The sequence below is a fragment of the Peribacillus sp. YIM B13482 genome (assembly GCF_042787975.1).
GTDB classification, from domain to species: Bacteria; Bacillota; Bacilli; order Bacillales; family DSM-1321; genus Peribacillus; species Peribacillus simplex_A.
The window spans coordinates 26,669-39,492 of record NZ_JBHZPF010000005.1 but is presented as its reverse complement, the minus strand read 5'-3'; the positions used below and the strand labels follow the sequence as shown (position 1 = coordinate 39,492).

The 12,824-nt window shown below is 38.6% G+C and carries 17 protein-coding genes and 1 pseudogene; 8 read left to right on the top strand and 10 right to left on the bottom strand.

Annotation, left to right across the window (positions count from 1 at the left end; translation table 11 throughout):
• Positions 1–27 precede the first annotated feature (27 nt).
• Positions 28–625, top strand: a pseudogene (locus tag ACFX4L_RS04765) (nitroreductase family protein).
• A gap of 182 nt (positions 626–807) precedes the next feature.
• Here ACFX4L_RS04765 and ACFX4L_RS04760 read toward each other — a convergent pair.
• The 3 genes from ACFX4L_RS04760 to ACFX4L_RS04750 are packed head-to-tail and all read right to left on the bottom strand — an operon-like array spanning position 808 to position 3,134.
• Positions 808–1,860 (bottom strand): alpha/beta fold hydrolase, encoded by a 1,053-nt coding sequence (locus ACFX4L_RS04760; RefSeq protein ID WP_377382880.1) that lies wholly within the window; start codon positions 1,858–1,860, stop codon positions 808–810.
• The gene (locus ACFX4L_RS04755; protein WP_377404068.1) at positions 1,853–2,344 is read right to left on the bottom strand and encodes a hypothetical protein; all 492 of its coding nucleotides are present in this window, start codon (positions 2,342–2,344) and stop codon (positions 1,853–1,855) included. Before ACFX4L_RS04755 ends, ACFX4L_RS04760 begins: the two co-directional genes overlap by 8 nt.
• A gap of 28 nt (positions 2,345–2,372) precedes the next feature.
• On the bottom strand, positions 2,373–3,134 hold the full coding sequence (locus tag ACFX4L_RS04750; protein WP_284472049.1) for an SDR family oxidoreductase: 762 nt from the start codon (positions 3,132–3,134) through the stop codon (positions 2,373–2,375).
• A 293-nt stretch (positions 3,135–3,427) separates the two neighbouring features.
• Here ACFX4L_RS04750 and ACFX4L_RS04745 point away from each other — a divergent pair, with 293 nt between their 5' ends.
• Positions 3,428–3,883: an OsmC family protein gene (locus ACFX4L_RS04745; RefSeq protein WP_377404065.1), complete on the top strand. Its 456-nt coding sequence runs from the start codon at positions 3,428–3,430 to the stop codon at positions 3,881–3,883.
• A gap of 46 nt (positions 3,884–3,929) precedes the next feature.
• Here ACFX4L_RS04745 and ACFX4L_RS04740 read toward each other — a convergent pair whose 3' ends face one another.
• Complete coding sequence (locus tag ACFX4L_RS04740) at positions 3,930–4,181, bottom strand: YkuS family protein (protein ID WP_089363324.1); 252 nt, start codon at positions 4,179–4,181, stop codon at positions 3,930–3,932.
• Between the two features lie 98 nt (positions 4,182–4,279).
• Here ACFX4L_RS04740 and ACFX4L_RS04735 point away from each other — a divergent pair, with 98 nt between their 5' ends.
• Entirely contained in the window at positions 4,280–4,414 is a 135-nt protein-coding gene (locus ACFX4L_RS04735; RefSeq protein ID WP_089363323.1) for a YuzL family protein, read from the top strand.
• Between the two features lie 123 nt (positions 4,415–4,537).
• On the opposite strand, the gene ACFX4L_RS04730 is transcribed toward ACFX4L_RS04735, so the two are convergent.
• Positions 4,538–4,702 carry a hypothetical protein gene (locus tag ACFX4L_RS04730; RefSeq protein ID WP_185147890.1) on the bottom strand — a complete coding sequence of 55 codons (165 nt, stop codon included), beginning with the start codon at positions 4,700–4,702 and terminating at the stop codon, positions 4,538–4,540.
• Between the two features lie 86 nt (positions 4,703–4,788).
• On the opposite strand from ACFX4L_RS04730, the gene ACFX4L_RS04725 reads away from it, so the two are divergent.
• Positions 4,789–4,989 (top strand): hypothetical protein, encoded by a 201-nt coding sequence (locus ACFX4L_RS04725; RefSeq protein ID WP_377404098.1) that lies wholly within the window; start codon positions 4,789–4,791, stop codon positions 4,987–4,989.
• Positions 4,990–5,019: 30 nt separating this feature from the next.
• On the opposite strand, the gene ACFX4L_RS04720 is transcribed toward ACFX4L_RS04725, so the two are convergent.
• The 3 genes from ACFX4L_RS04720 to ACFX4L_RS04710 all read right to left on the bottom strand — a co-directional run bounded on the left by ACFX4L_RS04720 (position 5,020) and on the right by ACFX4L_RS04710 (position 7,713).
• Positions 5,020–5,958: a magnesium transporter CorA family protein gene (locus ACFX4L_RS04720; protein WP_089364323.1), complete on the bottom strand. Its 939-nt coding sequence runs from the start codon at positions 5,956–5,958 to the stop codon at positions 5,020–5,022.
• Between the two features lie 321 nt (positions 5,959–6,279).
• Positions 6,280–6,552 (bottom strand): hypothetical protein, encoded by a 273-nt coding sequence (locus ACFX4L_RS04715; RefSeq protein WP_284470547.1) that lies wholly within the window; start codon positions 6,550–6,552, stop codon positions 6,280–6,282.
• Between the two features lie 60 nt (positions 6,553–6,612).
• Positions 6,613–7,713 (bottom strand): nitric oxide synthase oxygenase, encoded by a 1,101-nt coding sequence (locus tag ACFX4L_RS04710; protein WP_377382891.1) that lies wholly within the window; start codon positions 7,711–7,713, stop codon positions 6,613–6,615.
• A gap of 243 nt (positions 7,714–7,956) precedes the next feature.
• Between ACFX4L_RS04710 and catR the strand changes: the two genes are divergently transcribed.
• Positions 7,957–8,280, top strand: a complete 324-nt coding sequence (catR, locus tag ACFX4L_RS04705; RefSeq protein WP_061463475.1) for a catDE operon transcriptional regulator CatR — start codon at positions 7,957–7,959, stop codon at positions 8,278–8,280.
• 153 nt (positions 8,281–8,433) lie between these two features.
• Positions 8,434–9,351 carry an NAD(P)/FAD-dependent oxidoreductase gene (locus tag ACFX4L_RS04700; RefSeq protein ID WP_377382893.1) on the top strand — a complete coding sequence of 306 codons (918 nt, stop codon included), beginning with the start codon at positions 8,434–8,436 and terminating at the stop codon, positions 9,349–9,351.
• Between the two features lie 99 nt (positions 9,352–9,450).
• Here ACFX4L_RS04700 and ACFX4L_RS04695 read toward each other — a convergent pair whose 3' ends face one another.
• A complete protein-coding gene (locus tag ACFX4L_RS04695) occupies positions 9,451–9,597 on the bottom strand; it encodes a lmo0937 family membrane protein (protein ID WP_377404062.1) in 147 nt (48 codons plus the stop codon).
• A gap of 279 nt (positions 9,598–9,876) precedes the next feature.
• Between ACFX4L_RS04695 and ACFX4L_RS04690 the strand changes: the two genes are divergently transcribed.
• Positions 9,877–10,197 carry a YckD family protein gene (locus tag ACFX4L_RS04690; protein ID WP_377382895.1) on the top strand — a complete coding sequence of 107 codons (321 nt, stop codon included), beginning with the start codon at positions 9,877–9,879 and terminating at the stop codon, positions 10,195–10,197.
• 168 nt (positions 10,198–10,365) lie between these two features.
• Positions 10,366–12,339 (top strand): S9 family peptidase, encoded by a 1,974-nt coding sequence (locus tag ACFX4L_RS04685; protein ID WP_377404059.1) that lies wholly within the window; start codon positions 10,366–10,368, stop codon positions 12,337–12,339.
• A 42-nt stretch (positions 12,340–12,381) separates the two neighbouring features.
• On the opposite strand, the gene ACFX4L_RS04680 is transcribed toward ACFX4L_RS04685, so the two are convergent.
• Entirely contained in the window at positions 12,382–12,813 is a 432-nt protein-coding gene (locus ACFX4L_RS04680; protein ID WP_377382898.1) for a CBS domain-containing protein, read from the bottom strand.
• Between the last annotated feature and the right edge of the window lie 11 nt (positions 12,814–12,824).

The following is a 12,824-nucleotide window of genomic DNA, read 5'->3' as shown; positions in this document are numbered from 1 at the left end:
AGTCGGTATAATTAATGGAGGTGTGATATGGCTACAGATTTTTTATGCTCAATTGAAGATAGGCGCTCTTATTATTCCCTTAGCAAGGTAAGTGTTGTATCTGATAAAAGGATTAAAGAAGTTATCGATCATGCCGTTCAACATTCCCCTTCCGCTTTCGACTCCCAAAGTGCAAGAGTGATTGTTTTAATTGGTCAAAGCCACGACCAATTATGGGATATCACGAGGGAACATTACGAAAAACCGCCGGGGACAAAGATTTTGGAAAAACGGTAGAAAAAATGAAGTCATTTAAAAATGGTTATGGTATGGTTTTATTCTTTTAAGACCAAGCCATTATTGATGGGCTTCAAGAACAATTCAAAACGTATGCCGATAACTTTCCGATTTGGTCGAACCATTCATCTGGCATTTTACAATTTGCGTATGGACTTCATTGGAAATCGAGGGGTTTTGTGCAAGCCTTCAGCATTATAATCCCTTAATCGATGAAGAAGTGAAGAAGGCATGGGATATTCCTCGGGATTGGAAACTCATCGCACATATGCCCTTTGGAAAACCCACTGCAGAACCTGGGGATAAAGAATTCTCACCTCTTGAAGAACGGGTAAAATATTATCGATAATACAATAACGGGCTGGCTCTATATGCCGAGCCAGCCCTTTCATTTATTTCACTTTAATAATCCGGTAATGTTGCAAGGAATTTTGAAAATATCAGTGATGCAAAGCCTAAATACGCCAAAACCAGCATGATTTTAATATACTCACTGTCGTTCAATACGTACATTTCACTTCCCCCAGTAACTTATTTAATTGGTGAAGAACGCCCCGGTAGCCATTCCTTCAAATAATATGGGAGTTTACCTGAATATTGTTTGGATGCATGTCCACTTTTCAGTAGGCTGTATGTCTTATCCTTACATGTTAGATGCTCCATTACCGGATAAATCATCTCCTGAGGGACCAAACGATCATACTTATTTGCTATGACCAAAACACTAGCATCAATTTTCGAAAGCTTCGCCTTTTTCCCCCTAACCTTAAAACCACCATTAACCAAGCGATTTTTCATCAAAAGATCCTTCGTTATTTGTTTTGCAGCTGCTCCGGATAATGGCACATGCCCATTGGCCCACGCGTTGAAACGGCGCCAATTTTGAACGTATTCAACATCATCCGCTTTATTCAATAAAGATAAATAGGGTGATATATATATAGGAGATGTAATTAAACGGATTCCATATTTAACTGCACTCGCTGGGATCGTTTGATAAATATCGATCGTCTCGTCAAAATCAACGGTCCCTTCTTTTAATGCTTCCTGCCATTGATCAAAAAATTCTGAGGCGCTGAAATCTACCGGTGTAACGGAGAGGATCAAATTCTTGATCGGCTCGTCGGCAATGGCAGCATATATTGCTGCTAACGTACCGCCGAGACAAAACCCCATAACTGTAATTTCTGATGCTCCAGAGTGACGTAATGCACGCTGCACTCCTTTTTGAATATAATCGACGATATAATCTTCGATCGATATCTCGCCATCTTCAAAACCCGGGCTTCCGAAATCAAGCAAATATACATCAAAACCTTCGTTTACAAAAGATTCTATTAAACTATTCCCTGGGGACAAATCAAGAATCAATGGAGTATTGATTAGTGAATATATAAGAAAAACCGGCACATCATATTTTTTTTGTGCAGAAGGATAATACCAGAGCGTTGATTTGTTTTTTTTCCACACCTCTTTTTTCGACGTCAGACCGATTTCAGGCATAGGCTGATTGGGAATATCCAAAAAATGTTTCCATTTAGATATGGGTTCGGACTGATTTTTCGGCACTTTCCGTTTAGACATTTGAATTCCCCTGTCCAAATGAATCGAATTTAGGCAACTGTGCACTTAATAATAAGGACTCATTCATAAAATCCGCTAACCTTTTTTTACTCCCTTCTATTTCATTGGATTCCCAACTTGATTTCTTTAACTTTTTACGCGATGAATAAGCATTCCGTTTATTACGAAATGAAGAATTCCCGGTGACATTCCCGTCCCTATCCATAAGTAACTCTTCTAACCTATCAATTTTTTCTTCGAGCTGGATGACTAATTTTGCAAGACTCGCTACATCTTTTTTTGTTGGGTAATTCATGATGATGGACAATCTTTCTGAGGCTTCCTGCATCCTATTTATTTTTGGAATCTGCAATTGTGCATTGTCGCTTACTGTTTCAATTAATTCCCGGTTATTCAGCAGATTTTGAATTTTGTGATTCAGCTCTTGCTCTTTTTGTGCTCCTAGTAGTTTAAGCCCTTTATAAAAATTTGAATCCTTAGCCATATATATCTTTCCTTCCTTTCTCCTCCATTTATACTAATGCCGATGTTCCCCCGTCAACGATCAAAATATGACCAACCATATAGTCAGAAGCCTGTGAGGCTAAAAATACGGCGGCTCCCTTTAAATCATCTTCATTGCCAAACCTGCGAGCCGGAGTATTACCTAATATGTCATAATTGGATTTCTCAAGAATTCCCTTTGTGATTTTGGTCGGGAAAAATCCAGGTGCTATCGCATTGACCTGGATGCCGTATCTAGCAAGTTTAACTCCTAAATCTTTAGTCATTGTAATGACGGCACCCTTACTGGTGTTATAAGCTATGGTATCCAATACCTCAGGAAACGTACCGCCAAGACCTGTCACGGATGCGATATTAATGATTTTTCCGGAATTTTGCTGCATCATAACCTTCGCTACAGCCTGTGAAAACAAGAATGTACCTGTAACATTTACATTCAATACTTTTTCCCACTTATCCTTGGGAAGATCCACAAATGGACCTGACCAGGACGTGCCGCTATTATTGACAAGAATATCAATCGTACCGAATTGAGCAACCGTTTCCTTTACCACAAGATCAATGTCACTCTCATTCGTTATATCACATTCAAAGGCAATGGCATTAACACCCATTGATTGCAAGTGTTCACATACTTCCTTACATACAGGAAGATTTCGTGAAGCAATGGCTATATTAGCGCCAGCCTCCCCCAAAGCCATAGCAATCTGTTTGCCCAATCCTCTTCCGCCTCCGGTAATGATTGCCGTTTTATTAGTCAAATCGAACATATTGCTCAATGTAGTCAACTTTTCAGCCCTTCCGTAATGAATTATTATTTATATAGAACTATCTATATCATTATAGAAAAGCCTATCCAATATTGTGCTTAAAATAGCCTAATGCCTCTGCCTTTTGTTTTACCAAACCTTTAATGGGCCGATACCTTTAGATTATTCGGCAGGTTTTTATGTCCCAATCGGTGATAATTGACCGAACGGGCACTTTATTCGGCCGATTGAGCAAAATCGAATACTTGACCTATTTAATCGTTTACACTAGAGAATAGTAAGGAGGTTTTAAAATGACCATACATCACTTTCATTTAACAGCAGAATGGCCCGGCGGTAGAAATGATATCGGCATTATTCAATCAGGGAATCTTCAAACACAGATAAGTATCCCTACGGAAATGGAGGGACCAGGGATCGGCACAAATCCCGATGAAATGCTGCTTGGAGCGGCCTCGACCTGCTATATCATTACCTTTGCTGCCATGTTAGAGCGAGCCCATATAAAAAAGGCCAGCTTGACCATGCAATCGGAAGCCATAGTGGATGTTACGAATGGTGTATTCACCTACAAGAAGATCATTCATCGCCCTACACTTGTATTAGCACCGGATACATCTGAAAAAGCGGCTGAAAAGGCAAGAAAGCTTGCTGAAAAAGCTGAAGCTTCTTGTATGATTTCAAGAGCGATCAAAGGTAATGTAGCTGTGGAATTGAACGCTGTAATTTCCATTGCACAACATCCTTGAACAGAAAAAAAGTGCCTAAACCGATAAAGGTTAGGCACTTTTTGAACTATTGAATTGCGTTCACTTTATTTTCAACCTCGCGGCACACTTCATCAGCCGATAAACCATTTGCCTCAATGATAGACGCTTTTAATGAAGTATCGCTAATTCCCATCACATTAGTATCCAATCCTGTTACCACACAACAATCCACGTTTTTTGCGTCAGCTTCATGTTTAATCTCCACAACATCAAAACCTTTTTCACGAAGTGCTTCCTGAATATTCGTTAATGATTCTTCAACACCGATTTTTGACATCAACACACACCTCCTCTTCTTTCTAACCTGTCCTTTTCACCTTCAAAATATGTATAGGATGCAAAGGAAATAGGGAAAGTAATATCGAGGTGATAAACATGAATGGAAAACACAAGAAAGATGCATCACAAACCCGTTTAGGTTCTTCTCAGGTTGAGGGGCAAGGTACCACTACAAAAGAAACCGGGTCCTTCACTCAACCATCTTCACTTAAAAAGCAAAAGCGTTCATGATCAAAATGAATCCCATCATGGAATTCCGCTTTCATTTTGGACAAAAAACGCTTGGTTTAACCGCCAAGCGTTTTTCCACTGCATAATCCATGTTAATTGTACCGCACCCAGGAAGCTCTTTTCTTATATATTTTGTTTCCTGATTTCCCGTTGGATTTTTAAATCATTCAATTGATCCCCATCAATGGTTTTTGAACCCACTTTTGCTTTTTCTGCTTCATCCTGGTTAAAATCACTTGCCTTTAAATTATTATTGGGAGCGGCTTGTTCGTTCCATTTGGTCATCATGATCTCCTCCTCATTCCTTTATCTTTCCCAAACCAAAGAATATTCATGAATACACCACATCATTTATTGCAAAGATACTAATGGAGGTGGTTTTATTGGAACCAAACAAACCCGGCAATAAGAATGCACCGGATTTTAAAGAGCTGAACGACCGTATCATCAGGGAACCATCACAGAGTCCCCGTTTAGTCATCAAAACAAATTTGGATGCAAAGAATGTAAATGATGAGAACCCCTATTCCGATCGAATCAACAGTGATGGATTTTCTGATTTTTTTGAGGAATAAAACAAAACCGGCTTTATAAGCCGGTTTCTCTTAAAAATATTTCTTCTTCCAAAAAATGAATGCCGTCGTCCCCGCTAAAGTGATGGCAATTAATAATGTAAAGATGAAAGCAAACTGATTATGTTCAAATGGCAGTTCCACATTCATTCCGTAAAAACTTGCCACCATCGTCGGAAGCGTTAAAATAATTGTCACTGAGGTTAGGAACTTCATGGCATTATTGACATTATTCGAAATAATCGAAGCGAATGCATCCATCATCCCGCTTAAAATCGAGAGATACACTTCTGCCATTTCGATTGCCTGTGCATTTTCGATGATTACGTCCTCAAGCAATTCTTTATCTTCTTCATACATTTTCAAATAATTAAAACGGAGGATCTTATCAAGTACTACCCGATTGGATTTCAATGATGTAGTAAAATAAACCAGGCTTTTTTCCAAAGCCAAAAAAGTATATAGTTCTTTATTTTTCATTGACTGATGCAATTCACGTTCCGCTTCATTAGTCATCTTGTTAATCTGTTTAAGGTACCGTAAATAATAGGATGAAATTTCAAATAATATTTGTAAAGCAAACCTTGTTTTCTTATTGGTGAAAAATCCTTTAATCTTATTGTTTTTGAAATTCGCTAAAATTGGGGTTTCTTTCAAAGATACTGTAATAAAACAGTCTTTGGTAAAGATCATCCCTATGGGAATCGTTTCAAAGATGGGTAAATCGGCTTCGTCCCGAGTCAAATATGGGAAGTCGACAATAATTAAAACATTATCATCTTCTTTTTCTATGCGGGGCCTTTCCTCATCGTCCAGCGGATCTTTCATGAAATTAATCGGTAACTTCAAAGTCGTGCATATATAATCTATTTCGGCTTCTGTCGGCGCGACAATATTCACCCAGGAACCTTTTGTCATTTCCTCGATATTGTTTAGGTGCCGGTTTTCATTCGTCTTGTAGATTTCAATCATTTGATGACCTCCTCTTCTATAGAGAAAGCCTTATTTACCTTCTTCGAGCAGATACTCAGGGAGAATAACAGTCTCGACTTCTAGCATCATATTGGCTTCCTCTTGCTTACTGGGTTCAGGATCATAAGAACTGCTGCTCACTCGTATCCACTTCCTTTCGATTCTTTAATCTTAATCCTTATTCTTTTAAAGCACAATAACGAATTTACCACCTTGAACACCCTGTTTAAAATTCGCAATCATCTGAATTTAACGATTTAAAAAAAGATCAAATAAAGCCATAAAAAATCGCTTAGAATCTCCAAGCGATTTTTTATTACGTTATCCATGCTTAGCATTATTATAATAGTGAACACCATACATGGCGCCTTCATCTACCATTTTATTATCTTCATGATCATATGGATCGGGGTGACCTGCCTTTTCAATTACAGGGTCCAGCTCTGAAGCCTTCCTATTCCAAAAACTTAATGTTTTATCTTTTGCATTGGACCACATGTCCTTCACTTTTCCTCTGTTCGTTTTATTTGAAAAAAATGAGACTCCGGCAACTCCGACTCCTAGTAATACTACGTTTCTTCCTAATGCCATCATTACCTTCCCCCTTAATATTGGATTAATATATATATACCCAATGCCCGTTGATGTAAACCTTTATTTGTATGGAGGCTTTTGATAAAAGAAATTAGGTTTCATTATTTCATTGTTATACGGCTGATGAAATACGTGTGTCGTAGCTGGAGACACCGGTGGAATTAACCAGGTCCAGTCACCCGTTACTTTTCGGTCACATGAAGTTTCCTTTTCTTCGAATTTCTTGAATTGTTTTGCTGCCGTATGGTGATCAACAATGCTGACTCCATGTTTTTTAAACGAATGAAGGACTGCATCATTCAGTTCGATCAAGGCTCGATCTTTCCATAAATTCGAATCACGTTTAATATCCAAGCCCATCCTCTCCCCTATTGCTGGAAGCATATTGTAGCGATCTTCATCAGCAAGGTTTCTGCCGCCAATCTCCGTTCCCATGTACCACCCATTAAATGGTGCAGCTGAATAAGTAATACCGCCAATTTCTAGCCTCATACCAGATATGATTGGAACTGCATACCATTTGATTTGAAGATCTTGAAACCATGTAAACTCAGGGTGGGTGATTGGAACTTCCTTAACTAGACTTTCAGGAATTTCATGAAAGTCAGGGGTTTTTCCGTCCAACTGGACTACAAGGGGTAAAAGATCGAAAGGTCCAAATTTCCCTTCCCATCCTAATGCCATGCATTGCTTTGTGAATTCTATTGAACTTGAATCACCAATTACACCATGCTCTGTCTCATATCCTGCATAACGAATAAGCTGATGATTCCAAATATCCACTTTTACATCATGATCTTTCTGTTTGAAGATTGTAATCAAAGGCCTGATGTTTCCATCATTCGTAGCGTATTCGATATGCTCAAAGAGAGCCGATACTATTTCTTCCTCGCTTTGAATCATCCTTTTATCAATCACCCTCAGCGACTCCCAAAAAAAGCGCCCGATGCAACGATTACTATTACGCCAAGCTAATTTAGCACCATAAACCAATTCTTCATATGTATGTTCATATCTGCCTGTTTCATTTATTTCCTTTTTGATTTGTTCGATCCTGCCATTTATGTCCTCTTTCGTTTTCAATAATTCCGGGTAACTTGTCCTGATAAAGGATACGGCCTCTTGCAGTAAATCACTCATCTTTCCCACGGATCCTTCCATTTGCAACTCTTTGACTTCAATAATAAAGTAACATATTTTTCATAGTATCTCTAAAGGAACACATTTTTAAAAGAGCATTTCTTTTAAAATGTGGCAATTCTGAGGCGAAAATTTTATTCATGATACTTAAAGTAAGTTCATAAATTTCTTATACTATAACATCTCTAGTAACTAAATAATATTCGGTAAAGTTGTTACATAAGAGGTAAATGCATTATAATATAAAAATAATGGGGTGATATGATGAATAATACGACACTTTGTCCACGATTTGAAAAAGGAATGCAAATCTTGAGTAAACGCTGGACTGGATTGATTGTCAATCAATTGCTTAATGGCCCTCAACGGTTTTGTAATATTGAATCTGCCTTCCCGATCAGCGGCAGGATTCTTTCTGAACGTTTAAAGGACTTGGAAATTGAAGGTATTGTAAAAAGGGACGTATATCCAGAGACACCAGTCCGGATTGAATATTCTTTAACTGAAAAAGGCAAGGCTCTTGCACCGGTAATGAAAGAAATTCAAAACTGGGCACAAGAATGGCTCGAACCAATACAGAACCAATAAAATAGGCATTAGAGAAATCGAGGAAAGTTCGCCAGCTGGCAGACTTTCCCTTTTTCATATCTAGCGTTTGTTTAGGTGCCTGCGACAAGTGGTATATTTTTTACAGTTAGAATAAAACTAGGTTTATTCCAAAATTGTATGGGCGGTGTATTCATGAAGCAAGCAGATTGCATTATTGTTGGTGGTGGTATAGCTGGTATTCAGGCAGCCATTCAGCTCGGAAGATATAAACATGATATTATTGTCATTGATTCTGCTCAAGGCCGTTCTTCCATAGCCAAGGCTTACCATAACATTCTTGGATGGCCAGATGGGGTAAGCGGGCACCAATTAAGGACTCTGGGCAGACAGCACGCAGAAAAATTCGATGTTGAATTTTTGGAAGATACAGTGACATCTCTTGAAAAAAAGCGGGACAAGTTTTTTATCCACACAAAGAAGGGCATGGAATATCAAGCAAAAATGATATTTCTAGGTACCGGCATTACCGATAACATCCCTCCAATCAAAAACATCTATACAACCCTTGGGACATCCACATATATATGCCCTGACTGTGATGGGTATGAGATCATGGATAAGCAAACCGTGGTCCTTGGAGGCGGAAATGCAGGTGCAGGAATGGCCCTTACTTTATTATATTGGTCAAAGGATATCATTTACGTCAATCACTTGAAATCAAAAATTGATGAAAAGTATAGGGAAAAGTTAAAGGAAAATCAAATTCCCGTATTCGAGGAAGAAGTCGAAGAGGTTCTAGTAGATGCCAAACAGCAGTTAACCGCAATACAATTAGTATCTGGTAAAATAATTGAAGCCGAAAAGGCATTCACGGCGTTTAAAGGGAACAAACTTAATAATGGCCTCGCCTTACAATTAGGTGTGCATGTAAACGAAAACAATCATGTCGTGATTCATCCCCGCACTAAAGAAACGAATATTACAGGAGTTTGGGCCGGCGGTGACCTTGTTGCCCATTCCGAACAAGTCACTATTTCGATGGGGGATGGGACCCAAGCCGCGATTTGGATTCATAAGAGACTGTTGGGCCAGCCACTTCCTTATGATTAACACCTATGGGAAATTAAAAGGGCGACCTTTTCACCAGGCCGCCCTTTGCAATCGTTATTTATAAAAATCTTCTGCGTAAGACTTCGTTTCACATCTAATCTACGTTCGCTTCCTACCTTTAAAAACTTTAACCAAAATGAGAATGACCGCGATGATAAGCAGGATATGTATAAAGCCTGCAGCCACTTTAAAGACTAAACCAAGAATCCATAATAATATTATTACGCCAATAATTGTCCAAAGCATTATAATCTCCCTTCCTTCCCTTCTCATAATGGATCTTTCTTTATAAGAAGTTTCTTCAGAATGTTTTGCTTACATTTAAATTACCCATATCTTTCTGCAACAAACCCTTTTGTGGGTAAACCAAAAAAATTACATAAAACTGTAAATTCTGTAAAAGATAAAAATGAATGAGGAATCTTCCATATTGAAAACATTCACCATAAGGAAGGCCTTTCAAGTTTTTAAGGTTCTGCAGATCTTTATAGAAAAGGCAAAAACAAAAGAAGGAGTCGTTCATCCATGAAAAAGTTTTTAATCATCTGTTTAACAGCCTGTTCCCTATTCTTAGTTAACATGGATTACCCGTCTGCACATGGAACTAAAGCAAAACCGGAAAGTGTACAATTCACTGATGCTCAAAAATCGGAAATTGCAAAGATACACCAGCAAATACTTGCAGACAAAAAGAAGTTGATCGAAAAATATGTTGAATATGGTGCGCTATCAAAAGAAGAAGCCGATAAAATGTTTTCACATTTTGAAAAACATTATAAAATGATGGAAGAACATAATTTTCAAATATCGCCGCATCGCCCACATACAGGTCATATGCATAAGTAATTCTATGTTCTTTGCCTATATAGCATGATAATCCGTCCTGATAAAAGGCCGGATTTTTTTCATTTCATTCTTTCTTGATAAATAAACCCTACGCGTTTACCATTTACTAAAGGATTTATATTTCTCTTTAGCGAAATACATAACAATGAGAATGAAAGGGTGAAAAGGATGAACAAAATAGGTATAACATCAAGAGACTTATTTCACTTGAAATCAGTGACCGATCCAAAGCTATCGCCGGATGGCAGCATGGCGGTGTATGTCCAAACCAGAATTGATGAAAAAACAGAAAAATACATTTCCAATCTGTTTATGTTCAGCCTGATTACGAATGAAACAAAGCAATGGACGTTTGGGGATAATCGAGATACATCACCTGCATGGTCCCCCGACGGAAAGCATATCGCCTTTATTTCGGACAGATCTGGAAAAAAACAAGTGCACATTATTGGGAGCATCGGAGGGGAAGCACGCCAATTGACCCATTTCGTTAACGGTGTAACAAAACCTATATGGTCTCCTTGTTCCACCAAATTGTTGCTTTCTACAGGATTAAAAGAGGGAGAATGCCTTAATACAGTTAAGGAAAATGATTTATCCAAAGATGTTCATAGATATGACCGGATTAAGTATAAATGGGATGGGAGAGGCTATTTTGATCAGTTATTTCAGCAGCTTGTCATCGTGGACATTTTAAATGACGAAGCCATATTGCTAACGGAAAATAATATTGATCATCACCCGAATGCATGGTCCCCTGACGGTCAGCACATTGCATTCATAAGCGGGGATGCAGAAAAGAGTGATGATGAACTTTTTTCTGATATTTTCATCATGGAACTAGAAACGAATTCTTCACGGAAATTAACGGATAGTACAGGTTTCTTTAAAGATCCGAAATGGTCTCCAAATGGTGAATACCTTTCATTTATTGGCCATTATAAAGAATTTGCCGGTGCCACCTTTTCAAATATCTGGTTATACTCCATATTCGATCAATCCATTCAGTGCTTAACCGATGGATGGGACGTCCAAATTGGGGATTCTGCAATCGGTGATTTCCAAGTCGGAGCAGTCGACCCTGGTATTTTATGGACAAACGATAGCCAAGGCTTTTACTTTTTAATAAGCGATTATGGAAATACTGGCGTATATTATGGTTCGATTGAAGGAGCCATGTATCCATCTATACTTGATCCGCAGCATATATACGGCCTGACTATAGATCCCGAAAGCCATCGTGCGGTCGTGGCCATTAGTACCCCCGTTCATCCCGGTGATCTCTTTGTTTATAACCTTACAAATGGGGATAAAGAACAAATTAGTTTTATTAATGAAGATTTTTTAAAGGATAAACATTTGTCCATGGCCGAACCCATTACTTTTCCATCTGTTGATGGACTTACCATACACGGATGGATCATGAGACCGACCAATTTTAATGGAAATCAAAAATATCCACTCATTTTAGAAATCCATGGCGGTCCGCATATGATGTATGCCAATACCTATGTTCACGAATTTCAGATCTTGGCTAATGAAGGGTATACTATTTTGTTCACTAACCCACGTGGGAGTGTGGGTTATGGTCAGGACTTCGTAAATGCCTGCCGAGGGGATTATGGAGGCATGGATTATCAGGACTTAATGGCGGGCGTTGACCATGTTTTAGCGATGTATGATTTTATAGAGCATGAAAATTTGGGAGTATCCGGCGGCAGCTATGGCGGGTTCATGACAAATTGGATCATCGGTCATACCAACCGTTTCAAGGCCGCTGTTACTCAGCGCTGCATTAGTAACTGGATTAGCTTTTATGGCGTCAGCGACATTGGCTATTATTTTACTGAATGGGAAGTAGGCGGCGATATCGTTAACTCTGCTGAAAAATTGTGGCAGCACTCACCTTTAAAATATGTTTCCAATGTGAATACCCCTTTACTTTTACTTCACGGTGAAAAGGATTTCCGATGTCCCATTGAACAGAGCGAGCAATTTTTTGTCGGATTAAAACGGCAAAAAAAAGAAGCGGTACTTGTTTCCTTCCCAGATGAGACTCATGAAGTATCCCGAAGCGGATCTCCAAAAATGCGTCTGCAACATGTAGAAGAAATAAAAGGATGGTTCAATAAATATTTTTAAAAACAAAACTCTGTTAGCCTTTCGCTAACAGAGTTTTTGTTTTTAATGTTGGATTTGATCTCTGTCCTCGGAAATTGAACTTAAAGCATTTCCCGCAATTGAATTTGTCTGATGATGCACAGCAAGATCACCCAATGCTACGACTCCGACCAGCTGGTCATTTTCAATTATAGGAAGCCTTCTGATTTGTTCATTCCCCATTAACTCCTCAGCTTCATCCACTGACATATCAGGGGTGCCTGTTACAAGATCCGTGGAAATAACATCAGTAATTCTAGTTGAATTCGGCTTTTTCTCGGCAACACACCGGATAACGATATCCCTGTCTGTAATGACACCAATTAATTTGTTATTCTCCAATACAGGAATGACTCCAACATCATCATCCTTCATTTTGACTGCTGCTTCATATATATTATCTTCCACAGTGCAACAATCCACGTCTTTTGTCATAATATCTCTTAATGTAGTCACAGATATTACCT